We start from the raw sequence: 19426 nt of genomic DNA, 5'->3' as shown, positions 1-19426 counted from the left end.
CAACTTTCTCGCCTTCTCCCTCTCCACGAGGGTATCCCCAACCACGTGCCTAAGCTGAGCCATCATGATCTCCACGTCCGCTATTTCCTCCGCTATGTCGGAAAGGCTGGCTCTGCCACGCCGATAGTGCCTGATAGCGACGACAAGCTCAGCGCACTCCTCGATCGCTTGATCCATCTGGTGGTCAGCTCCGAAGAGATCGATCACCTGGCGGTAAACACTATCCTGGATCATATAGCACCCCTAAGCTCCTCCCATAGTTCGCCGTCGGGGTCCATTTTGTTGAGGTCAACAACATGGTCCGGCCCCGGGCACTCTCTCGGGCACTTGAGGCACCCTATCACCACCTCAGCGTCTCTCTCGCTCCAGGCGTGAGCCTGTCTCATGGGATCGTGGGGGCAGGCGTAGAGGAGGGTGGTGTGCCCCAAAATGGGACTAACCACGGTCATGGGCGCACCACCCACTTCTCCCACGCCCGGCCATAATGGAGTTAGCAAACCATCCAATCAGCCGGTCCTCATCTATCTCCGGGTGCTGCTTGCAAAGCTCCTTCGCCCATACGCTAGGGTCCACCTCATGATTCCCTGTGAAGTTGTTGCTCACTCGTTACCACTCGCTTTCCGAATAACCTCATCCAGCATCGCTAGCATGATTCTGTGAAGCAGGGCCCCAGTCTCCCCGCCCTCTGGGACAGACCATCTACGCCTATATTCTCCTGCTTCCCTGGCTACAGCCTCATCTGCCTCCTGCCAGAGCTGTGAGAAAAAAAGCTCGTCGTTGCTCTCACACTCTTCGCCCCAAGAACAGTCGCTGCCATCATGCTTCCCACTAATTCTGTCCGTATAATCACCAAGATATGAACAAAACCCAGGGGCTCCCTCCCACCGGCGCAAAACAACCTGATCCCACGCATCCTCTTCATCGATATCATCATCATCTAAAGGGAGGTCTAGTATCTCTGACGGTGATAACTCCCACCCCAACATCCTGACCTCATCGTCAAAAGAGGCACGAAGGAAAGACTTCCCCAAGACTAAACAGTGGAGAGGGTGGGTTGCCGTTGCCCTGCGTATCTCCTTCAAAGCAGCACGAGGAACACTGCTTACTGACTGCACATCCACAAAGATATCCCCCGAAGCTCCCTTGATAGAAAACTCAGGGACCCATTCCCCGAAGACCCCAGGTAGGTAAGTCCATTCCCAGCCACATAAAGTAAAAAAAGCTGCCCATTTTGCCTCCTGACGGGTCTTAAAATAACTGCTATTGCAAGATATGCTGTTTGCGATAAACAAATCACGCCACCTCACTTTCTCTACTCATTCGTTCCATCTCTACTATCGCCCGAAACAAGGGATACGCCTGTTGAGGCACTACGGCGTTGCCAAGGGCCTTCAACCTCTTCGATCGATGCGGCATCCCCTTCACCGTCCTTGGAGGTTCCCATTCGTACTGGGTGACCCCCATCGGCATCGGCCAACCGGGAGGCAATGCTGGCACGTCGCAATCAGGATCGGTCCAGCCGAGGGGGAATCCCATAAGACACTCGACCCAATCGGGATTAAGCTGCCCAGACGAGACCTGAGCTACCTGATCCTCGATCTTCCGAAGCCCCCCACCGGGTGTGGATCTCTCCGGCTTTCCCCCACCGGTCGGCGTCTTAGGCGTGAGCCAGAGCTTGACCGACGTGGCCAGTCCGTCGCCACTGTTCGGACTCAACCCCTTTCGATTGTTGTTTCCGCAGACTGAGGGGGTCGGCCAATATGTGCTACCTGATCGTTCAGAGATATCGGCAATCCCAATTTCTCCTTCATATTCATCCGCTCCGGTGAACTTGCGCCCCTGGAGCAATTGGCGTCCGGGGTCCTCCACAAGGACATCACATCCGGCAGCCCCTGTTGCTTTCTGTTCGGGCCTCTCCGTTTGTAATCCGATTAACATGGCGTCGGCCACATCCTCCCTTGCTCCGACGACGAATAATCGCTCCCGTTTGTGGGGCGCACCAACCGCAGAAGCAGGTATGACGAGGCTCCAGACTTTGTAGCCTTCTTCCTCCAAGCTGGATTGCACTGTATCGAGGGCCTTATTGACTGCTCCACGGACATTTTCAGCCAGTACCCAACGGGGTCGGATTTCATGAATAACTCGGAGCATTTCAAACCAGAGTCCGCTTCTTGTAGGTGTTCCGTCTTCGTTCCACAATCCTTTTTGTCTCCCTGCGACGGAGAGGTCCTGACAGGGGAATCCTCCGAAAACAATGTCAACTGCTTTCCATCCGTCTCCATGCACTGTTCGCACGTCGTCAACGATTGGAACATTCGGACACCTCCTTTTCAAGATCTCCACGGGGAACGGTTCTATCTCGCAAAAACCAACGGTCTTTATGCCTGCCCATTCAGCGGCCAAGTCTAGCCCACCTATACCGCTAAAAAGAGAGAGGCCCTTCATAACCTTTCTCCATGTCCACTTTTGTCCATTAAAAAGGCCCCCTTTGGCTCTCTCCCGCCGGATCTCGGAACGCCGGGAGACCGTCGGAGCCCGGAAGAGCTCGTCCTTCAGGAGCCTCAGGCGCACAGATGATTTAAGCTCCATCAACATTGCACGGCCCCTTCTCCCACTCCTCCCTGCACTCCGGAGACATAAAATATTCGCAGCCCTTAGCTTTCGACATGCAAGTAGCGTAGTCCCTTGCCGAGGCAAGAGACTCAAACCTCAGCACGTCGACCGTGTACAGCCCATTGCTTTGCTTTTTTATATTCAAGACCACATTGAGTTCCTCCTTTTCCACAGGGCACTTATAAGTGCCCTGGACAAAGCATTGCAAACACCGGGGTTACACCATTTCAGGGCACTTTTGAGGGGGTAAACCTATTACCGCTAGTATATTTTTTTACTCCCTCTTTTCTTACTTACTACTCTTTTTAAAGTGCCCTAAGTGCCCTAAAGTAAAGAAAGACAGTAATAGCAAGGGTTTAGACAGGGCACTTGTGCTTTTTATAAGTGCCCTGTAAGTGCCCTAAGTGCCCTGGGTTATCTGGGGAAAATAAACTGCCTCTCCCCATCGGACTTTGCCTCAGACACCTCAATTCCCACCTGCTTTATGGTCTGCTTGAACCTCTGAATAAACTTAGTCCTACTCATAGGTTCATGACCTGCGTCATGGCACCAGTCTTTATACATCTTGTAAAGCTCAGACCTCGGAATCCTGCCGGATAGCTCCGTCTCCTCCATGAACCCCATCAGAGGGTTTGTGGTCCTCATGAAGCTATCCATTAGCTCGCTCTGATCACCGGTCACCGTAAATTCCTTCGCTTCTCGCAGGATCTTGTACCCCTGATAGGCCCAGTTGAAGATGCCTGGCAGCTCTTCTCTCAGCTTGTCCGTAAGCCCCTTGTCTGCCTTCTTCTCCCCGTGCTCCAGCTTCGGTGAGTCTGTAAACTTAGCGTTGAACCCTACGAAACACATCCTTCTCAAGAAGCCTGTCGTGGTGTCCCGGCTTTGAATAAACTCGTTTCCGGCGATTATCAGCTTGGTCCTGGGCCGGAAGGTGAAAAAGTCCTTGTTCTTGTAGCAACCGTTTATCATGTCGCCTACGACGATCTGTTTGAAGATCGACTCGGCTCCCTTAACGTCCGTCCTGGTCTCTGTGGAGATATTGACGATCGAGGTCAGCAGGTGAATCCGTTGGAACGGCTCGACCAACCCGCTCATCTCCACGTTGGAGACGTTCTCCAGACCGAACAGGTCCGCCAGGATATCCAAAAAAACGCTCTTGCCGTTGGCTCCATCCCCTATCAGGAAGAAACACTTCTGGAGGGAGTTATCCGAGAAGAGGACATACCCGGCGATCTCCTGAAGCAAAGCTATCCGCCGCTCATCTCCGAGACAGACATCCTCGACGAAGGAGGCCCACCTAGGGGCGTAGGCATCGGGGATGTAGTCGTAGGGAACCTGGACGGAGGACATAAACGTCTCCGAATGCTCCTTTTGCTCCCCTGTCTCCAGATCCAAAACGCAGTTCCTGAAGTTGAACACAGATTGAGCGTTGAACCGCTCCGTCGAGACCGTCTCCGCTTTCAGCAGGACGAAAATAGAACTCACCCTGCCACCAGACCTGTAGGTCCCTAGAGCCTCCGATATATACCCCTTGATCTCGCTGTCTCCCCTGCGCTTCCAGACACCCTGGTCGTATTCGTAGAACCCCAGAGCGTCGAAAAACTTGAGCCTGTGTTTATCCTTTATCTCCCTGACGATTAGGTCCTCCGGTGGGGGGGATAAGGCCTGCTTCTTGACCTGATCCAGCCAGCTTTTAGGGAAGCTAACGAGGTCGAAAAGCTCCACCAGCTCCGCTTTTCCTACATATCTGGCGGCCTGGAATATAAACGTTTTGAACTCTTGTCGATCCGTCAGACGTCGGCACATGACGGTTATCCCGTCTTCGGCAGAGGCGACAAGCTCCCTCAAATCCCCAGCCTCGGCGTAGTAATCCGAGACGTCTTTAACCCCCTCAGGGAGGGTTCCACACCGGAAATTGACGTGGTGTCGGAAAAGCATCTGGGACATGTTCGACTGGAACCGGTTCCCTGCGTCGTCTGAATCAAAACAGAGGAACACCGTCTCCTGGCTTTTGCAGATATCAAGGACCTGCTTTAGGGATTCCTTGTTGAAATGGCCACCCATGGGGGACAGGACTTTGTACCCCTCCTGCTCAAAGGAGAGGGCATCGAATGCCCCTTCGGTGATGACTAAAACTGAACTGTCTCGGTCCAAGGTGTTCAATCCCCAGGGTATGTTCTCGTTCATGCCATCCAAGGGGGCTTTTTTGTATTTTGGAACTGGTTTCTTTGAATCTGAACTAGAGTTATTATCATCGGGCGTGATAATTTCGGGGGTATCCGTGATAATTTCGCCCTGTTTTTTCACGTCTTGTGATAAAACTCTGGATACGTAATAAGCGATGTAACCGTTTTTCCAGTAGGGAATCACTAACCGAGAACCATCGAACCCAATTTTTAGACGGTCTACGGTCTCTTTACGGATTCCTCGCCGATACAGATAGAGGCGGTGTCGTTCTTCCAGACTCTCATGCCACTTAAAACACATGTCACCTAATCGCTGGGTGTACTCCCGCCATCCCGGATCATCTCCGCCGAGCTCCCTTATGGCCGCTCCCTTGTCTCCGTTGTGCCTGGCGACGGCGCAGAGGTCTATTACGTCGCCACCCACACAAAGCTTGAAGTCGTACCACCAGTCTTCATAGAAGGCTACACAGGTCGGATTGGATCCTCCGCCGAACGACTTCCATCGATCGCCTGTCTTGCGGACCGGGATATTCAGGACCGACCTGGCGTAGGAGATTACGCTGTATTTTTCCTTGATCCTCTGGATCCTGTCAGTTCCTCCCAATCCCATGGCCTCCCTTCATCGGCCGTCAGGAAGGTTTTCCCTGCTGCCATAGCGGCCTTAACCTGCTCAGCGTCAAAACGTCTCACCCCACTCCCCTCGAAATGAACCAGGAAATAGGCTTCAGCTCCGTGGTTAGCACATTGGATAAGGGCGTTCACCTGAGCGGGCTTTGCATTTTTAAGGCTCCATCTGGCCGTCTTGCTCTCTTTAGCGTCAAAACAATGTAGCTTCCCATTGGAGAAGACTTCATAGTCGAAAGGCTCCCCCTCTAAAAAAACTCCATCCACGGTTCTCCTTGCGTGGTTCTTGTGTCCGTGGATGCCGCAACTACCTAAATACGCGATCACGCGGTCTATCTCGTGCTCGAACCGGTATCCTCGCCTAGCCATTGAAGACCCTCGTCAAAATCTGGCTAGCCTCGAACTTGGTCATGTTGGTTACATCGGTTTCCGGAAACATGCGACAAACCATCTCCCTCTGTTTTTCCGTCGCCATATAGGCCCCCCATCCGTTCCTTGCACGACCTACATCCCACAACGCCCTGGAGTCGGAGTGATCCCGGCACAGCCACTTGTAGACCCTGTCGTACACCCTCTGGGCCTTGACGACCTCGCCGTTACAGAGGTGTATTCGGCCTAGGTGGTCTGGAGGTGGGATTCTGAGCTTGGGCTTGCTCAGTACCATCGAGCCATCGGGCATCCTGAACCAGTTGACCCCATGTAGCTGGTACTTCATCTTCTTCGCCCAGAGCTTTACGTACTCCACGTTTTTGATGTAGAACTCCGGCTTGTCCATCTCCCTCGCTACTATCTCAGGGAGATCGAAAAGAGGTCCTTGAACCTCGTCTATCACCCTCTCAGGTATAAGCTCAGGCTCAAGCCCAACGAGAGAGGGAGCGGTATACAGACAGGAGCTCTCGGACACTCCAACGCAATCGATCAAGGTGAGGTGGTCCTTCCCTGGGCTTAGCCTGGTCCCTCGCCCCACCATCTGGGTATATAAAGCGATGTTCTGGGTTGGCCTGGCTATGATTACCGTCTCCACGGCGGGGAGATCGGTCCCCTCGGTAAAGACCATGCAGTTCACCAAACAGGGGATCTCCCCTCTTGCGAAGGCCTCCACAGCGTTGCTCCTGTCCTGGCCTCCTGATATGGCCACCGCTCCGGGGATCTTCTCCGCTATAGCTCTGGCATGGGCTACGCTGACGGCAAAAATAAGAGTAGGACCTTTGGCGTACTGTCTGTAGACATCGGCGATAGCCTGGTTGGCACTCTCTATGTTCACCGCCTTTTCAAGCTCTCCCGGGGCGTAATCTCCTAGCCGTCTGGCCACTTGGGATATGTCGAAGTCTATCCGTGCCCTTATGCAGTAGATATCCGAAAGCCAGCCGTTTTTTATCCCCCAAGGGAGATCCCTGTCGAAGACGATATCTTCGTAAATCCCCTCAAGGCCTAAGCCATCTGCCCGGTTGGGGGTGGCGGTAAAGCCGACGTGAAGCCGGGGGCGGAAGTAGTCGAATATCCTGCGGTAGGTCTTTGCCACGGCGTGGTGGGCTTCGTCGGTCACTATCAGGTCAAAATCATCACGTCCAAAATGCTCCAGCCGCCTGGAGATGGTCTGAACAGAGGCGGAGACTACCGACTCACCTCTTGACCGGTTCTTCCCCTGCTCTATGCCGAAAGAACAGGGAAAATACTTCGCTGGCTGTCTTACAAGCTCTTCCCTATGGGAGAGAAGGAGCATCCGTCCCCTTCTGGGGATATTTGAAAACGTGACCGTCTTGCCGAGCCCTGTGGCCATCTGTACGAGGAATGCCCCGACCTCCGGTATTGAGGCGAGGCATTCCTCTTGATATGGGCGCAGTTTAAAATGGGACGTCAACAAGTTCCTCATCTGCGGCGTAATCTTCCCTGAACGATCTTGGAGCGTTACTCGGGGTGCTGTAGGAGGAGGAAGCTCCGTTGCCCTTCTCTACCCAGGGAGGAAGGTCCCCTTGCTTGGAGCGGAGGATAAAGTAGGACATCCTGGCTTGCTGCTTGCCGTCGTATAGCTCGTGCTTCACCCTGGCTGCTCCCACTTTGCCTATCCAGTTATTGAGATTCATGTCCCCAACGGGAATGCCAAAGGAATCGAATAACTGCCCAAGGTTCTGATCCGTGATCTCTGGCCGATCCTCCATGAACACGATGTAGTGAAAGAGCTTTGAGCCATGTCCTGAAACCGCCAACGTCAGCTTGATCATGTCCCTGCCGGTCTTGCTGACCTGTTCCTCAGCCTCTTCTATACGGACCCTATGGTCTCCCACAGGAACCAACTCGAAAGACTTGTTCGGGTCATAGTTGTTTGAGTTAAATCTCCAGTTGATCATCTATACCAGCTCCTCAAATTTACAAAATCTCCGCTTCTGCAAGCGGTCCTTCGCCACCACGGTGCTCGATCCCTCCAGCTGGATGTACCTCTCTCTGTCTTTTTGGGATATGACAACCCTACCGACCACGTCACACAGGCCACAGATAAGGTCCACTATCTTTCCCCCGAGGAGAGGCCTTGCCTGGGTGTATTTCTCCCCCGAGGGGGCGACGAACTCCCTCAGCTCCTCCCATGCGGTGAATACGGTATTTCCACTCAGGGCCCTGAAGCGACGGCAGTAGTCCGCAAGTTTGTACTGGACCTTGAGGTAATGCCCCATCTCAGGGGCTCCGTCGTTCTTTCCATCTCGGCCATAGGCGGTGAGCATGGCCCGTTCAAGTTCGGAGAGAGAATCGATGCAGACATTGTCGTAGTCGTTCTTTTTCTCCAGCATGGATAGCAACTCAGGCAGGTCTCTAAGTGAAGGTTCCAGCCTCACTATGTCCACATTGGCGTTGCCCTGTAGGACTGACGTGCCCTGGTCCACGTCTACGATCAAGGTAGATCCGGGCAACCCGCCCAGCAGGGTGGTCTTCCCGAAGCCTGGAGGGGCATATACAAAAAGGGTCTGTTTGTCCGCTTTGATATCCTTTGCCTTTAGAATCTGCATGTCGCAAGCTCCTCACTTTCTCTTTCTTTCCTCACGAATCCCGTTATGATCTCCGGGTCGTAGTCCAGGCATATAGAGGCGTAGGAACACCCCATAAGGGAGCAATGGGAGGGATTCCTGTAGAAAATCTTTCTCCGCCGGATCTCGCTCGCCAGCCCTCGAACCTCTGTTTCCGTCCTATCAAGTTCCTCTTTCGATCGATGCACCTCGAAAAACCTGACCTTCGTATCGTCGTACCACTCCCTGCACCGATCCAGATATGCTTCCTCGGTCTCGCCCTGCTTGAGCCTAATGGAGGGCTTCTGGCATACCGTATATCTGACGGTTGTCACAGGCTCATCCCTCAGGAGGGAGAGAGCCAACAGGTAGTAGGACACCTGATCGTCCCAGGCCAAATGGTTTACGTATTTCAGCCCTGAGGTCGTCTCTGTGCCGATGCTCTGTCCTGCGGTTTTATGCTCAACAGGAATCCCATCTGAACAAACGGCGTCGATCTTGCCCCTCATGTGCAGGAAGGGAGTTATCGCCCAGTCAAACTCTTCCTCGACCTTAGCTATCTTCCAATCCCGCCAGGGTATGAACCTATCGAAAGCCTCAGCCATGATCCCCGGCAGTCCCGTGTCGTCTATGCCCTGCCCGGTGAGGAGCCTTTCAAGCTGAGCGTGATAGTTGCTTCCGGTCTCCAATGCCGTAGGGGTCTTCTCTGGCTTGAGCATGTGGATATACTGGAACTCGTATAGCTTGGGACATGACTTGTACGCCCTGATCATCGATGCCGTAAGGTCTATTCGTCTCGCCATGGTCTCTCCTCCTCGTTCTGGGTCTCTCTTAGAGCCTCATCTCGGTCCCGGTAATAGTCCTCCGCACTGTCGTAATCTCTAGGGTTGGGAAACCACATTGCTATCGGCTCCCTTCGTGGTAAAATGAGGCATTGAAAGTGTTTTGCTTTTGCCCCTGTCTCGGTGCCCGCCGAGCGGGGCTCTTTTTTACTCTCATGATGCAAGCTCTCTTCTGTACTTTCCCATCATGTTCTGGTCTGTATCCACCCGGCAACGCATCTCTTCCCAGACGTCCACGTGGTAAGCGTTGAGGTTGCCGTATTTCTCGTCTTCGATCTTCCTGACCTCGTAGCCCATATCCACCGAAAGAGCCGCCATCTTCTTGCCCAGAACCGACCACATGCCTTTGGACGGGGCGAAGTAATCCAGCACCCAGGGAACGGCCTTACACTGTTTCCAGTTCTTCCCTTCCCCTAGACGATCTTCCAAGTACGTGACCTTCCTGACCGCTGAGGATGCTGTCGCCATGGCGGTGGCCTCTCGACGACTCCCGATTTCCGCTTTCGTTCTGATGGCGATGTCTCTCTGTTTCTCCGCAAGCTCTCTGCGCTCTACCTCGTCTGCGTGTGCTCTAAGAGCGGCGGCGTAATCCCTGGGGATCATCACTAGGCTTTCCCGGTATGCCTTCTCGACGGCGATAAAGTATTTCCTCGCCTGACGCCCCCGCTCGTTGTTCTCCACCATGCAGAGCTCTTTGGCGACGTCGAGGGTTAGGAGGTAATCCTTGGCGGGACGACCGCCTGAGGGGTTTTTACCAGTTTTGTTAAAAACCAAAACGTAATCTTCCCCCTCTACCAAGCCATACTTATCAACCCGATCCTCTATCCAATTTCCAAACTGCCTCTTACTCTCCAAGAACCCATGCAGTTCCCGAGCATCCACTACCTGCCACTCCGAATCCCTGTAGACCGGAACCAAACCACTTTCGAGCACCTTCAGTCCTTCCATCTCATTTCTCACCCTTTCTATCTTTCCTCCGTGATGATCCATATCCCACTTCGCAAGCCGCTATCTTCTCGTCTGAGCACTCGTGATAATCTCGACCGCACATTCGGACACTTCCATCAATCGCATTGCTTTAGATTGCTTTAGATATAGCACTCGAAACGATTGCTGTCAACATCAAACGCAATCAAATAGCTTGCAGAAAAACGCTCATGTTATAATAAGCAATCAAAGAGAGCCATCATAGGAGGTGTAAGCATGGCGAAAAAAAACCTTACTATCCGTATAGAAGACGAGATGAGAGAGCAACTTCAATTGATCGCAGACAGAGAAATGCGTCCTCTTGCTAACCAAGTCCTGTTTTTCCTTGCGAACTCTATGAATCAGTACCTATCTGAAAACAGCCTGCATTACTTCCCTGATGAGGGAATGATTATGACTGTCAGCGAATACAAAGAGCTTCTTAGAAAAAGAGAGACGGACAATATTCCGTTCTAGTTTTCCTTCTCTCTGTACTGAGCGATCAACCACCTCACCAATCCGGCCACTGACCTGACTTGACGTTTGGCTTCTCCTTCAAGCCATTCAAGCTCATCAGGATCTAGCCGGATGGTGAGGTTTTTCTTGGGAGTTTTCACAGCTACTCACTTTCCTTTCTTCCGCCAACCTCAGCCGGTTAGCTTCGCCTCTTCTGGCGGATTCTTTTTTCATCTGGTATGGGATGAAGCAAATGTCCTCTATCTCCTTGGGTTTCCGATGTCCCCAGGTTCCGTTCATCTCCTAACCTCCTGATACAACCTGCTCACCTGCCCCGGTGGCAGGACCTCTTTGATGGGAACCTCTAGTCGGTGCCTTGGAATCTCATACCACCGAGGGCCCCATATCTTCCGTTTGATCAGCCTGGCTAGCCTTACAAGCCACCACATACCAGCGTCCTTCTGATGATCCGCTCCGCTCTCTTGACGATCCTCCGAACCTTTGCCCTACGCTTAAGATCGCCATACCGGATGTGACCGTTCGCCACCAGCAAACAGATCAGCTCTTTCGTCATATCCCCATCACCTCGCAAAGGTCTAAGAGAGCCTCGTCCTTGCCTGCCATCTTGCCGTTTTTGATCAGGACCTGCCCGGCCCCCGTCTCGAACACCGCTGTCCCGCTTGCCTCGAATGCACGTTTCAGTCGCTCCATCTCTGTCGTCATTGCTTTACCTCCTTTGTGTGATATCCCTATTGGGCTCGGGAACCTTCAGCAGCCTGAGAACATCCATCCTGTAGAAAAGAGCTGGACTGTTTTTATTGCCGTTTAGCTTCATCTGGGGTAGGTCTCCCCTAGCCACCATCCGCTCGATCTCCCGACTACAAACTCCCAATAGCTCCGCCGCCTCCTTCTTCTTGATGATCCGGTCGGGGTGACGGATAAAGTCGATCTCCTGCCTCAACGAATCAATAGCCTCTTTCATTACCTGCATCTCCGACAAAAGAGCCTCAAACTGTGGCATCAGCACATCTTTCATCGTCTCGCTCAAGGCCGCATCTAATCCCATGGTCTGGCCTCCTTTCTTTCTGGCAACCCCCACTCCCAAAGCTCGTCTGAATGGAGTCCCATCTCTTTAGTTTTGTTGAAGAGGTCATATACCGTGGCCTCTTCGCTCATGCCCTTAGCTACCGCCAGGACGGCCTTAGCGGTGTCACAGTCTGCCAGGGCGACTACTCTCCCCTGCACGTGGATCGCCATGGTGTTGGAGTATCTGCGATATGCCTTGTTGACCGGTTTCATGAGGCCACCTCCTTCTCTACATAGCATCTGTCTGCCCTTGCTGTAGCTCCCTCTCTACCTGCCTGATGATCTCCTCTGGCGTGAAGAATCGCCCTTGCCCCTTGGCCTTATCCTTGGCGGCGGCCTCGGCCACTTTTTTGATCTTGTCTGTGGCCATCTCAAATTTCTTTCGTCCCTGATGGATCTGGCTGTTTGCCTGGCTCCTGATTTGAAGGAGCTCGCGAGAGGAGAGGGAATCAAAATCCCTGTAGGCTCTCACACCACCGGCGGTTATTACCGAGACCATCCCCAGATCACGAAGGAGACTTCTGATGATCGTGCTTTGGGCTATATGCCTGGCCTCCGTGTCCGAGAGGGTTGCAAATGCTTCCTGACAGGCTATAACCGCTAGATCTGTCGTCAGGCCTTCCGGTTCCTTGCCATACTTGATCAGCTCGTCTATCTTCTTGGGCGTCAATCCTTTCCTAGAGAACACGTATCCCACCTCCACGTAATGCCTTTGGGCGCATCGTCTCTGCCACAATTAGAGCGTCTTTAGCCTCTGCTATGAGGTTCTGTAAACACCTTGAAAGCCTGTCCAACTGCTGTTCCGTTAAGGTCCCCTCTTCTGCCATGTTGGTGACCATCGTTTTGACCATCCCCGCCTTTTCTATGGAATCGATAATCCTGGTGAAGGTGACCTCTGTTACGCTACAAGCCTTTTCTTCCTTGACCTTCCGGATCTCCTCCTCCAGCCGGGCTTTCTTTTTCTCCATGGCTTTCAGATCCGATTCGACGGAGCGATACTGGTTCAACTCATGCTGGGCTTTCTGCAACTCCCTCTCTATCCGCTCCTTTTCCCTGAGCTTCTCCGTTGCCTCCCGTTCCTTTGCCTCCAGGAGCTTCAACCTCTCTTGGGTCTCCATCGGCAGGACCTCTTTCACGACCTCCACTTCCTTGGTGACCTCTTTGGTGACCTCGATCTCCTGCGGTTTCTCTGCCAGCTTCCGACGCAGGTATTCAACGGTGGTCTGGTTCTCTTTCTTCGTCGTGAGGAGGCTATCTATCTCCGCTTGGAGCCTTGCTAGTTCCGCTAATGCTGAGGTTTGGTTAAGGTTTAGGGTTTTTATTTCGTCGGGTAAATGTGAGTTTTTCACACCCCCTACTATCTTGTTTACTGCCGTTCTCGTAAGCCCCACCTTCTCCGCAATCTCCTTCTGCCTTACTCCATTAGCCGCCAGTCGCCGGATAAGCTCATTCCGATGATCTCTGGATAGGTTGCGTCGTCCCAGCTGGTTCAGGTCCATCCATGCCTTCGCTTGCTCTTTTGACTCGAAGGACCGATAGACCACCGAGTATGAGATTCCATGTTTGTCGCAGATGGATTTCCTATGGTGACCGTCCACCAAGACGTTTTCTTCTTTCCAGACCACTAGGGGATCTCTAACCCCCTCCGCAAGGATCGATTCTTCCAACATCCGAAGTTCTTCCTCCGAGAGTGGGTCTATGTACGCCTGTAAATCAGGCTGTATCCTGAATGGCTCTTGGGTCATGCTTCACATCTCCTCTCTGTCCCGAGGGGAAATGTCGCTAGACCTCTCCTCCTCTATCATTCTGTCCAGCTGGTTCTTGTATTCTTCATATATGTTGATCCTTATGTCCTTCGGAGTGCTTTCTACCTGCGCCTGGATTACCCTGATCAGCATCTTTATTGTCGTCAAAGAGTCCCCGTACTCGGCTATCCCAAGATGGCTGTCTGTATCTATGGCGATAACCACCCCGTTTATGTTTCCTGACAGCCCCTCCAAAACGCCTTCCAGAGCCTCTCTTGCTTCATCCGAACTGTATACTGTTTTATTCATGCTCCCTACCTCCCTCTCTCCATATCTGCCTTGACGCACTCAACCACGGTCTGGTTGATGGACTTGCCATCCTGCTCCGCTTTAGCTTTGAGTTCCCGGTAAACCTCGACCGGCCATCTCAGGGTCGAAACGACGACTTCCATGTTCGCACCTCCCTTGCCTTGGTGTCAATGACTCTTTGGTGTCTATGATACTGGACACTATACACCGATACGCTGTATGGTGTCAATGAGTCAATGAATCTTTTTTAGGAGGTGAGCGGAATGTCCCAGATCACGTTACGTCTCCCTGACGATCTTCACACGAAGATCCGAGTGATTTCGGCGTTTAAGAACGTATCTCAGAACGACTTGATTACTGAGGCTGTCCAGGAGAAAGTAGATCGTTGGGAACAGAAATACGGCACTCTCCCATTGCCGCCAGAAGAAGACGATTAAGGGCTTCGTTGATAGACTCTCCTGAGTCAGCGGCGATGAACCGCAACCGCCTTATCGTGTCCTCTTGTAGTCGTGCTGTGAACTGAACGCCTCCGCTCTTTGCGGGGGTTTTCTCTTTCATGCGCTCACCCTCCCTTCTCTAACCTCCACAGCTCCCAGAAACTGGCTCGCCACGGCGACGAACAGCCGGAGAGTCTCCACGAACGCCTGTGTCGCTTCCTCGTCTGCGAAGCCGTCCACAATGTCTTGGGCCATTTCCAGCACTTCCCCTGGCTCGTCGCTACGGAGTGCTAGATTGGCTAAAAGCTCCACCACCCGCCTAAGTTCCCCCACTAGAAACTTTCCCCTAGTCTCTGGGATCAGGACGATGCTATCTCCTCCTGATCCCGGGGGGACGTAGGGTTTAATTCCGATAGATCGATAAAGGTTTGCCCATAAGCCTTCTCCAGAAGCTCAAGATCGTCAGCTCTTGGGATTCGACGCCCTTTCTCAAAGTTTATGATTGTGTTCCTTGATAACCCCGTCTTTTCTGCTGCCTGAATTTGGGTTATTCCTGCCCTACTCCTTGCAAGAGTAAGGATATTCGCCCAGTCAATCACTTCTCACACCTCCTTTCCTAGAACCTATTAAGCACACTATCGTGTGCCTTGATGAGACAATACACCCAAAGCATACGTATGTCAACCCCAAAAGCACAAGATATTCTTCTTGCGTTTTGCCTACGATTGGCGACAATCTATTTATAGAATGGGGTGTGAATTCATGGGGGGCTTTTTAGCGGAAAGGATGAAAAGCTTAAGGGCAAAAGCAGGTCTAAACCAAAAAGATCTAGCTGATATCACGGGGATTTCCAGGAATACGGTTATTAACTATGAGGGAGGGAAAAGGGTCCCTGATGCTGACTCTTTGGTAGAGATCGCCAAGGCATTAAAGACAACCTCCTCATATCTCAACGGCGAAACCGACGACCCCTCCCCCGCTGGCGCAACGAAGGGGCAGGACCGAATACTTCGCCCGATGAGGGAACAGACGGGGCTATCCTTGGAAGCCGCGGCCGCTCTTATCAACCTCCCTGTTGAAGATCTGGAGATGATGGAGATCTACGAGGATCGGGCGGACGACAAGATAAAGGATCGCCTCATCAAGGCTTATGGGCGATATCTGTCGATGCGGGATGGGGAAAACCACGGGACTGAAAAGAAGGGGCAAAGCGAGGAGGATCTGGAGACTCTGATCAAGATGCTAGCGGCAGAGGACCCAGATATCGTGCTGAAATTCAGGAGAGTGGCCAAGAACGCCACCAGGCTTGCGCCCAAGGATAGAGAGTTTCTAGTCACCCTCTTCAAGGCGGCGTTAGGCCAGATAGAACTCGAGGACCACACCGACGAATACTAGGCGGGAACAGGGGTATTTTTATGACAAAAGCTGAGAAGAGGAGTTTGGTGGAGTCAAAGGTAGACAGGCAAAATATACTGAACAACTCATTTGCCTTGGCAGAGATAGAGAAAGCCACCGGCATCAACGGCATACCGTTCGAGAATAAGTTTGTGTTGCTCAAAGAACAGGTAGCTAAGTTCCTAGAAATAGACACTAGAACAATAGAGAATTACCTTCAAGACTACAAAGAAGAGCTTTATTCCAACGGCTATGTCGTTTTGCGTGGCAAAGCATTGGTATCACTGAAAAAACAGCTTTCGGAGATGGATGCTCCCGAAATAGATTTCGGGAGCATCAAGAAGATTTCTCAGCTGGGTATTTTCGATTTCCGGGCATTTCTAAACCTGGCGATGCTTGTAACAGAAAGCGAAAGGGCAAAACTTCTGCGGCAGCTGATCCTTGATATCGTCATCGATACGATCAATTTTCGAGCTGGCGGAGGGACCAAGTACATAAACCAGCGAGACGAGGATTTTATCCATTCATCCTTTCAGGAGGGCAGCTATCGGAAGGAGTTCACCAACGCTCTTAAAGACTGCGTCTCCGCAGGGAACTTCAAGTACCCCAACTACACCAACAAGATATACGTCAGCATCTTCAAGGAGAAGGCCGCTGAATACCGAAAGATCCTCAGTTTGGCAACGAAGGAAAATCTGAGGGACACGTTGTACTCGGAGATTCTGGACTTGATCGCCTCTTACGAATGTGGCTTTGCGGCGAAATTACGAGAAGAATCCAACGCAAAGAGACGTTGCCTGACTCCGGCGGAGGCGGACGCCCTCTTTTCCGACTTTGAGTCACAGCCACACTGGAAGCCTCTCATAGATAACGCACGGCGCAAGATGGCCAGCAGAGACCTAGTCTTCCGGGACGCTCTACATCTCCAGCTAGAGGAATATATTACGCCACTCGGTCGGGAAGAATTCGAGCGGTTCCTGGGCGAGAAGAGCATGGAGCTTGCTGAAAGGCTGAAAGAGACCAGCGATGTCATGAAACGCCTCAAGGAACGCAGTTAGCATGGGCAAAATTATCTACCTCACGATAGATCGGGTCATAGAGACCTACCAGAAGACCGTCGAGGCAAGCGGAGGTGGTAGCTGCGGTTTTATCGGCGATGGCAAAGAGCGACTGGAGAAGGTATTGGAGTTTATCCAGGACGACGGATTTTACCCCTCCATGGAAGAAAAACTTACCCATCTGTTCTTCTCCGTGTGCAAGTTCCATATGCTCCAAGATGGGAACAAAAGGATGGCCATAGTTCTATGTGCCCAGATGTTGCTGGATAATGGGTATCTGTATTGCGCAAGCAGGTTTATCCGAGAGATGGAAAACATCAGTGCCAACGTTGCGGCGGGAAAGATCGACAAAGCATTGCTGCTGGATATAGTAACGGATTTCATCTACGAGGACGAAGACGAGTCCTTAAAGCTACGAACCATCAATGCCATAGCAGACAGCTAACGGGGGCAAGCATGAGGAATAACGGAACCAGAATCCGGGTCATGGCCCGAAACTTGCTGAGTAAACATGGGATGGAGCGGATGATCCCCATTCACCTGGGCAATCTCTGCCGGAGTTTGGGGATTAAGATATGCCATAGCGAGGCTACCCACATAGATGGAACCCTCTTTATACGTGGAGACCGAAAGATAATCCTGGTCTCCACCGCCCTACCCTACGAACGTCGTCGCTTCACCATAGCCCACGAGCTGGGACATTACGTCCTCGGGCATCAGGCGGCCTTTTCGCTGGACTCACCAGAGGCATGGACGCCCTGGGAAGAACAGGCCGCCAACGCTTTTGCGGCAGAACTGCTAATGCCTAAAACGGCTCTGCAATCGATAAGGCATCAGCATGACACAAGGCAACTGGCGCAGATCTTCGGAGTTAGCCCTCTGGCTATGCAGATCAGGCTGGAGGAGTTTGGGGGATAACACCGCCAGGGGTGGCGGATTTGGGTAGGGGTTAGTACGAGCAGGAGATGAGTCTCATGTTATGGACTGCCATCTTAATGGTTTCTATGATAGCTATCCCAGTAGGAATAATTATTGCAAAGAGATATATACAGGGCAAGTTAGAGGAGGCCAAGAGGGCTCCTCTCAAAGCCTATCATGTCTCTGAGGACATCAGCGTCCCTGAGCTACTCCACATCGTCTACAAGGTCCGAGAGGCAAAAATAATCTCAGACAAAAAGTACAAAGAGATCTCCCGCGCAATCACTAAAGAGGGGCCTACGCCAAAGACCAGGGAATTGGTCCGTCAAATCCTTTATGGGAGAGACGATCAGGGTTCCTCCGAAGGACTCCTTGGAGGGGAGCCTCTTTCTGTGGGGGGCAAAGGCGACTGGGCAATATTAGCTGTGCTGATCCCGCTCGCGATAGCCGTATCTTTGGCGACGGCAGACAGGCCCCAGCCAGTTGAGGTAAAACCTCCGGCAAGGGAACAGCATAAGCCATACGTCCCCCAAGAAGATGTAGGAGATGAAATAGCAGCCTTCATATGGTCGAAAAATTTTGTAAAAGACTATTTAAAGTGCCCATCGACTGCCAAATTTCCTTTCATTGATAGGGAGTCAAGGCAATTAGATGATTCCACTTGGGTAATAAAATCTTATGTCGACAGTCAAAACCCTATGGGGGCAATGATCCGCACATACTACATTGCTAAGATGCACTATAGGGGCAACGATGACTGGGAACTATTAGACATCATTTTTGTGAAATAATAAAACAGGATCTTAACCTCAAAAGCAATTCATGACTCTTCCTTTAAGGCATCCTTCGAGAAGAGGAGAACATCAGCTTGGCCGGGGCAGAAAGTAGATCGGAGGAGAGGTAGGCAATGGAAGACAAAGAGAGATACGAAGAAACCGTGAAAAGGATACTCGACAGGTACTCTGAAAATATAGACGCTCCATTGTTCTGTGACTGCAAGTGCGAAGATCAGTGGATTTCTGTAGAGGAGGAAAATGGGGGCTACAAACTTAAGCGTTATAAAAAAACATCAAAAAATAAAAAAGAACCTGTTTTCATTTTAATCTTAGAATCTCCCCATGTAGCCGAATTTTTTCTATTAACAGAAGCCACTTCCATAAACAAACCCCGTCCAGCCAAAGGGAAAACAGGCGAGAACATAAAAAACTATTTCATCAAAAGCATGACGATACAAATGGATAAGTGGGGGAAATGCTATATCTATCTCATCAATGCAATTCAATATCAGTGTTCGCTAGGACTAACACAAAATAAAACGAACAAAAAAATAAAACATGATGTTTTTAATAAAATATGGCAAGAGGGTGGGAGGGAAAAATTTAAAGAAAGACTAGCAGACGTATATAAATCCATCCCCAGCGATAGCCCTAAATATATCGTAAATGCTTGCACTAGCTTAGACGGAATAAAAAAAGACATAACAAGTGCAGCTGAAGAAACTACAAGAGAAACAATCTTTCAAAGATGCCACCCTTCTTCGAGTTGCTTTATTGTAGAAGCTAGGGCCTATAGAAACGCACCTAAAGAGATCAGAGTCTGTCAAGCGAGATGTCGCAAATAAACTCAACTCTGTTTACTTGCCCCTCAGGAGATCGAGGCTAACGCCACCATGAGGTACTTCACCACCAAGTTTACGCCGGGATGACGCTGAAGGGTCCGACGGGGGCAGCGGTGGTTGGGAGAGGGGAAGTTAGGATTGAGTTTTGAAAAAACACTCACCAAAAGTTCTATATCC

33 protein-coding genes are annotated in these 19426 nt (G+C 51.5%); 7 read left to right on the top strand and 26 right to left on the bottom strand.

Annotated features, from left to right (window positions below; translation table 11 throughout):
* The 12 genes from B9Y55_RS09915 to B9Y55_RS09860 all read right to left on the bottom strand — a co-directional run.
* On the bottom strand, positions 1-234 hold a 234-nt coding region (locus tag B9Y55_RS09915), incomplete at its 3' end, for a nucleoside triphosphate pyrophosphohydrolase family protein (RefSeq protein ID WP_085545203.1).
* Positions 231-449 carry a hypothetical protein gene (locus B9Y55_RS09910; protein ID WP_085545202.1) on the bottom strand — a complete coding sequence of 73 codons (219 nt, stop codon included), beginning with the start codon at positions 447-449 and terminating at the stop codon, positions 231-233. The genes B9Y55_RS09910 and B9Y55_RS09915, both read right to left, overlap by 4 nt.
* A gap of 150 nt (positions 450-599) precedes the next feature.
* Entirely contained in the window at positions 600-1292 is a 693-nt protein-coding gene (locus B9Y55_RS09905; RefSeq protein ID WP_085545201.1) for a hypothetical protein, read from the bottom strand.
* Position 1293: 1 nt separating this feature from the next.
* Positions 1294-2595 (bottom strand): DNA cytosine methyltransferase, encoded by a 1302-nt coding sequence (dcm, locus tag B9Y55_RS09900; RefSeq protein WP_085545200.1) that lies wholly within the window; start codon positions 2593-2595, stop codon positions 1294-1296.
* Complete coding sequence (locus tag B9Y55_RS09895; protein WP_085545199.1) at positions 2579-2764, bottom strand: hypothetical protein; 186 nt, start codon at positions 2762-2764, stop codon at positions 2579-2581. The genes dcm and B9Y55_RS09895 overlap by 17 nt, the downstream gene beginning before the upstream one ends.
* Before the next feature lie 263 nt (positions 2765-3027).
* The gene (locus tag B9Y55_RS09890) at positions 3028-5403 is read right to left on the bottom strand and encodes a phage/plasmid primase, P4 family (RefSeq protein ID WP_159448315.1); all 2376 of its coding nucleotides are present in this window, start codon (positions 5401-5403) and stop codon (positions 3028-3030) included.
* Positions 5355-5750, bottom strand: coding sequence for a Holliday junction resolvase RecU (locus B9Y55_RS09885; protein ID WP_159448314.1), 396 nt, complete (start codon positions 5748-5750; stop codon positions 5355-5357). The genes B9Y55_RS09890 and B9Y55_RS09885 overlap by 49 nt, the downstream gene beginning before the upstream one ends.
* A gap of 34 nt (positions 5751-5784) precedes the next feature.
* Entirely contained in the window at positions 5785-7296 is a 1512-nt protein-coding gene (locus tag B9Y55_RS09880) for a DEAD/DEAH box helicase (protein ID WP_085545196.1), read from the bottom strand.
* Entirely contained in the window at positions 7268-7771 is a 504-nt protein-coding gene (locus B9Y55_RS09875; RefSeq protein WP_085545195.1) for a DUF669 domain-containing protein, read from the bottom strand. The genes B9Y55_RS09880 and B9Y55_RS09875 overlap by 29 nt, the downstream gene beginning before the upstream one ends.
* A complete protein-coding gene (locus tag B9Y55_RS09870; protein ID WP_085545194.1) occupies positions 7772-8422 on the bottom strand; it encodes an AAA family ATPase in 651 nt (216 codons plus the stop codon).
* Positions 8410-9222, bottom strand: coding sequence for a PD-(D/E)XK nuclease family protein (locus tag B9Y55_RS09865; RefSeq protein ID WP_085545193.1), 813 nt, complete (start codon positions 9220-9222; stop codon positions 8410-8412). The genes B9Y55_RS09870 and B9Y55_RS09865 overlap by 13 nt, the downstream gene beginning before the upstream one ends.
* Positions 9223-9414: 192 nt before the next feature.
* Positions 9415-10251 (bottom strand): antA/AntB antirepressor family protein, encoded by an 837-nt coding sequence (locus tag B9Y55_RS09860; RefSeq protein ID WP_200806662.1) that lies wholly within the window; start codon positions 10249-10251, stop codon positions 9415-9417.
* 213 nt (positions 10252-10464) lie between these two features.
* Here B9Y55_RS09860 and B9Y55_RS09855 point away from each other — a divergent pair, with 213 nt between their 5' ends.
* Positions 10465-10704, top strand: coding sequence for a hypothetical protein (locus tag B9Y55_RS09855; protein ID WP_085545192.1), 240 nt, complete (start codon positions 10465-10467; stop codon positions 10702-10704).
* On the opposite strand, the gene B9Y55_RS13725 is transcribed toward B9Y55_RS09855, so the two are convergent.
* The 13 genes from B9Y55_RS13725 to B9Y55_RS09815 all read right to left on the bottom strand — a co-directional run bounded on the left by B9Y55_RS13725 (position 10701) and on the right by B9Y55_RS09815 (position 14859).
* On the bottom strand, positions 10701-10844 hold the full coding sequence (locus B9Y55_RS13725) for a ribbon-helix-helix protein, CopG family (protein ID WP_143340900.1): 144 nt from the start codon (positions 10842-10844) through the stop codon (positions 10701-10703). The two genes, B9Y55_RS09855 and B9Y55_RS13725, sit on opposite strands and share 4 nt — an antisense overlap.
* Positions 10801-10983, bottom strand: a complete 183-nt coding sequence (locus tag B9Y55_RS13385) for a hypothetical protein (RefSeq protein ID WP_085545191.1) — start codon at positions 10981-10983, stop codon at positions 10801-10803. Before B9Y55_RS13385 ends, B9Y55_RS13725 begins: the two co-directional genes overlap by 44 nt.
* A 133-nt stretch (positions 10984-11116) precedes the next feature.
* Positions 11117-11257, bottom strand: coding sequence for a hypothetical protein (locus tag B9Y55_RS13295; RefSeq protein ID WP_159448313.1), 141 nt, complete (start codon positions 11255-11257; stop codon positions 11117-11119).
* The gene (locus B9Y55_RS13290; protein WP_159448312.1) at positions 11254-11406 is read right to left on the bottom strand and encodes a hypothetical protein; all 153 of its coding nucleotides are present in this window, start codon (positions 11404-11406) and stop codon (positions 11254-11256) included. The genes B9Y55_RS13295 and B9Y55_RS13290 overlap by 4 nt, the downstream gene beginning before the upstream one ends.
* Positions 11407-11410: 4 nt before the next feature.
* Entirely contained in the window at positions 11411-11749 is a 339-nt protein-coding gene (locus tag B9Y55_RS09845) for a helix-turn-helix transcriptional regulator (protein WP_085545190.1), read from the bottom strand.
* Complete coding sequence (locus B9Y55_RS09840; protein WP_085545189.1) at positions 11740-11982, bottom strand: hypothetical protein; 243 nt, start codon at positions 11980-11982, stop codon at positions 11740-11742. The genes B9Y55_RS09845 and B9Y55_RS09840 overlap by 10 nt, the downstream gene beginning before the upstream one ends.
* Positions 11983-11998: 16 nt before the next feature.
* A complete protein-coding gene (locus tag B9Y55_RS09835) occupies positions 11999-12457 on the bottom strand; it encodes a hypothetical protein (RefSeq protein ID WP_085545188.1) in 459 nt (152 codons plus the stop codon).
* Entirely contained in the window at positions 12447-13514 is a 1068-nt protein-coding gene (locus B9Y55_RS09830) for a ParB N-terminal domain-containing protein (RefSeq protein WP_085545187.1), read from the bottom strand. Before B9Y55_RS09830 ends, B9Y55_RS09835 begins: the two co-directional genes overlap by 11 nt.
* A gap of 3 nt (positions 13515-13517) precedes the next feature.
* Complete coding sequence (locus B9Y55_RS09825) at positions 13518-13823, bottom strand: hypothetical protein (RefSeq protein ID WP_085545186.1); 306 nt, start codon at positions 13821-13823, stop codon at positions 13518-13520.
* Between the two features lie 5 nt (positions 13824-13828).
* Positions 13829-13966, bottom strand: coding sequence for an Arc family DNA-binding protein (locus B9Y55_RS13065; protein WP_143340899.1), 138 nt, complete (start codon positions 13964-13966; stop codon positions 13829-13831).
* 211 nt (positions 13967-14177) lie between these two features.
* Entirely contained in the window at positions 14178-14381 is a 204-nt protein-coding gene (locus B9Y55_RS13060; RefSeq protein WP_143340898.1) for a hypothetical protein, read from the bottom strand.
* On the bottom strand, positions 14378-14575 hold the full coding sequence (locus B9Y55_RS09820) for a hypothetical protein (RefSeq protein WP_143340897.1): 198 nt from the start codon (positions 14573-14575) through the stop codon (positions 14378-14380). The genes B9Y55_RS13060 and B9Y55_RS09820 overlap by 4 nt, the downstream gene beginning before the upstream one ends.
* A gap of 44 nt (positions 14576-14619) precedes the next feature.
* Positions 14620-14859: a helix-turn-helix domain-containing protein gene (locus tag B9Y55_RS09815; RefSeq protein ID WP_085545184.1), complete on the bottom strand. Its 240-nt coding sequence runs from the start codon at positions 14857-14859 to the stop codon at positions 14620-14622.
* Between the two features lie 148 nt (positions 14860-15007).
* Between B9Y55_RS09815 and B9Y55_RS09810 the strand changes: the two genes are divergently transcribed.
* From B9Y55_RS09810 to B9Y55_RS09785, 6 genes are all read left to right on the top strand, one after another.
* On the top strand, positions 15008-15655 hold the full coding sequence (locus tag B9Y55_RS09810; RefSeq protein WP_327078439.1) for a helix-turn-helix domain-containing protein: 648 nt from the start codon (positions 15008-15010) through the stop codon (positions 15653-15655).
* A gap of 20 nt (positions 15656-15675) precedes the next feature.
* The gene (locus B9Y55_RS09805) at positions 15676-16713 is read left to right on the top strand and encodes a DNA-binding protein (protein ID WP_085545182.1); all 1038 of its coding nucleotides are present in this window, start codon (positions 15676-15678) and stop codon (positions 16711-16713) included.
* Position 16714: 1 nt separating this feature from the next.
* Positions 16715-17158: a Fic family protein gene (locus B9Y55_RS09800; protein ID WP_085545181.1), complete on the top strand. Its 444-nt coding sequence runs from the start codon at positions 16715-16717 to the stop codon at positions 17156-17158.
* 71 nt (positions 17159-17229) lie between these two features.
* A complete protein-coding gene (locus tag B9Y55_RS09795; protein ID WP_234986209.1) occupies positions 17230-17631 on the top strand; it encodes an ImmA/IrrE family metallo-endopeptidase in 402 nt (133 codons plus the stop codon).
* 77 nt (positions 17632-17708) lie between these two features.
* Positions 17709-18422 (top strand): hypothetical protein, encoded by a 714-nt coding sequence (locus B9Y55_RS09790; protein WP_143340896.1) that lies wholly within the window; start codon positions 17709-17711, stop codon positions 18420-18422.
* A 116-nt stretch (positions 18423-18538) separates the two neighbouring features.
* Positions 18539-19252 (top strand): hypothetical protein, encoded by a 714-nt coding sequence (locus tag B9Y55_RS09785; protein ID WP_085545178.1) that lies wholly within the window; start codon positions 18539-18541, stop codon positions 19250-19252.
* Positions 19253-19275: 23 nt separating this feature from the next.
* Here the strand turns inward: B9Y55_RS09785 and B9Y55_RS13625 are convergent, their stop codons facing one another.
* Complete coding sequence (locus B9Y55_RS13625) at positions 19276-19410, bottom strand: hypothetical protein (protein WP_268753300.1); 135 nt, start codon at positions 19408-19410, stop codon at positions 19276-19278.
* Between the last annotated feature and the right edge of the window lie 16 nt (positions 19411-19426).

It is taken from the genome of Dethiosulfovibrio salsuginis, from assembly GCF_900177735.1.
GTDB classification, from domain to species: domain Bacteria; phylum Synergistota; class Synergistia; order Synergistales; family Dethiosulfovibrionaceae; genus Dethiosulfovibrio; species Dethiosulfovibrio salsuginis.
The sequence above is the reverse complement of the archived record's forward strand: the minus strand, read 5'-3'. Positions and strand labels throughout refer to the sequence as shown.

Excerpts from the sequence above, each read along its gene's own strand:
- B9Y55_RS09840 (WP_085545189.1), bottom strand. The coding sequence starts at position 11,982 with ATGAAACCGGTCAACAAGGCATATCGCAGATACTCCAACACCATGGCG.
- B9Y55_RS09805 (WP_085545182.1), top strand. The coding sequence starts at position 15,676 with ATGACAAAAGCTGAGAAGAGGAGTTTGGTGGAGTCAAAGGTAGACAGG.
- B9Y55_RS09810 (WP_327078439.1), top strand. The coding sequence starts at position 15,008 with ATGGGGTGTGAATTCATGGGGGGCTTTTTAGCGGAAAGGATGAAAAGC.
- B9Y55_RS09785 (WP_085545178.1), top strand. The coding sequence starts at position 18,539 with ATGGAAGACAAAGAGAGATACGAAGAAACCGTGAAAAGGATACTCGAC.
- B9Y55_RS09790 (WP_143340896.1), top strand. The coding sequence starts at position 17,709 with ATGGTTTCTATGATAGCTATCCCAGTAGGAATAATTATTGCAAAGAGA.
- B9Y55_RS13290 (WP_159448312.1), bottom strand. The coding sequence starts at position 11,406 with ATGACGACAGAGATGGAGCGACTGAAACGTGCATTCGAGGCAAGCGGG.
- B9Y55_RS09865 (WP_085545193.1), bottom strand. The coding sequence starts at position 9,222 with ATGGCGAGACGAATAGACCTTACGGCATCGATGATCAGGGCGTACAAG.
- dcm (WP_085545200.1), bottom strand. The coding sequence starts at position 2,595 with ATGTTGATGGAGCTTAAATCATCTGTGCGCCTGAGGCTCCTGAAGGAC.
- B9Y55_RS09800 (WP_085545181.1), top strand. The coding sequence starts at position 16,715 with ATGGGCAAAATTATCTACCTCACGATAGATCGGGTCATAGAGACCTAC.
- B9Y55_RS13295 (WP_159448313.1), bottom strand. The coding sequence starts at position 11,257 with ATGACGAAAGAGCTGATCTGTTTGCTGGTGGCGAACGGTCACATCCGG.
- B9Y55_RS09855 (WP_085545192.1), top strand. The coding sequence starts at position 10,465 with ATGGCGAAAAAAAACCTTACTATCCGTATAGAAGACGAGATGAGAGAG.
- B9Y55_RS09845 (WP_085545190.1), bottom strand. The coding sequence starts at position 11,749 with ATGGGATTAGATGCGGCCTTGAGCGAGACGATGAAAGATGTGCTGATG.
- B9Y55_RS09860 (WP_200806662.1), bottom strand. The coding sequence starts at position 10,251 with ATGGATCATCACGGAGGAAAGATAGAAAGGGTGAGAAATGAGATGGAA.
- B9Y55_RS09880 (WP_085545196.1), bottom strand. The coding sequence starts at position 7,296 with ATGAGGAACTTGTTGACGTCCCATTTTAAACTGCGCCCATATCAAGAG.
- B9Y55_RS09910 (WP_085545202.1), bottom strand. The coding sequence starts at position 449 with ATGACCGTGGTTAGTCCCATTTTGGGGCACACCACCCTCCTCTACGCC.
- B9Y55_RS09830 (WP_085545187.1), bottom strand. The coding sequence starts at position 13,514 with ATGACCCAAGAGCCATTCAGGATACAGCCTGATTTACAGGCGTACATA.
- B9Y55_RS09825 (WP_085545186.1), bottom strand. The coding sequence starts at position 13,823 with ATGAATAAAACAGTATACAGTTCGGATGAAGCAAGAGAGGCTCTGGAA.
- B9Y55_RS09795 (WP_234986209.1), top strand. The coding sequence starts at position 17,230 with ATGGAGCGGATGATCCCCATTCACCTGGGCAATCTCTGCCGGAGTTTG.
- B9Y55_RS09870 (WP_085545194.1), bottom strand. The coding sequence starts at position 8,422 with ATGCAGATTCTAAAGGCAAAGGATATCAAAGCGGACAAACAGACCCTT.
- B9Y55_RS13385 (WP_085545191.1), bottom strand. The coding sequence starts at position 10,983 with ATGAACGGAACCTGGGGACATCGGAAACCCAAGGAGATAGAGGACATT.
- B9Y55_RS13060 (WP_143340898.1), bottom strand. The coding sequence starts at position 14,381 with ATGAAAGAGAAAACCCCCGCAAAGAGCGGAGGCGTTCAGTTCACAGCA.
- B9Y55_RS13065 (WP_143340899.1), bottom strand. The coding sequence starts at position 13,966 with ATGGAAGTCGTCGTTTCGACCCTGAGATGGCCGGTCGAGGTTTACCGG.
- B9Y55_RS09875 (WP_085545195.1), bottom strand. The coding sequence starts at position 7,771 with ATGATCAACTGGAGATTTAACTCAAACAACTATGACCCGAACAAGTCT.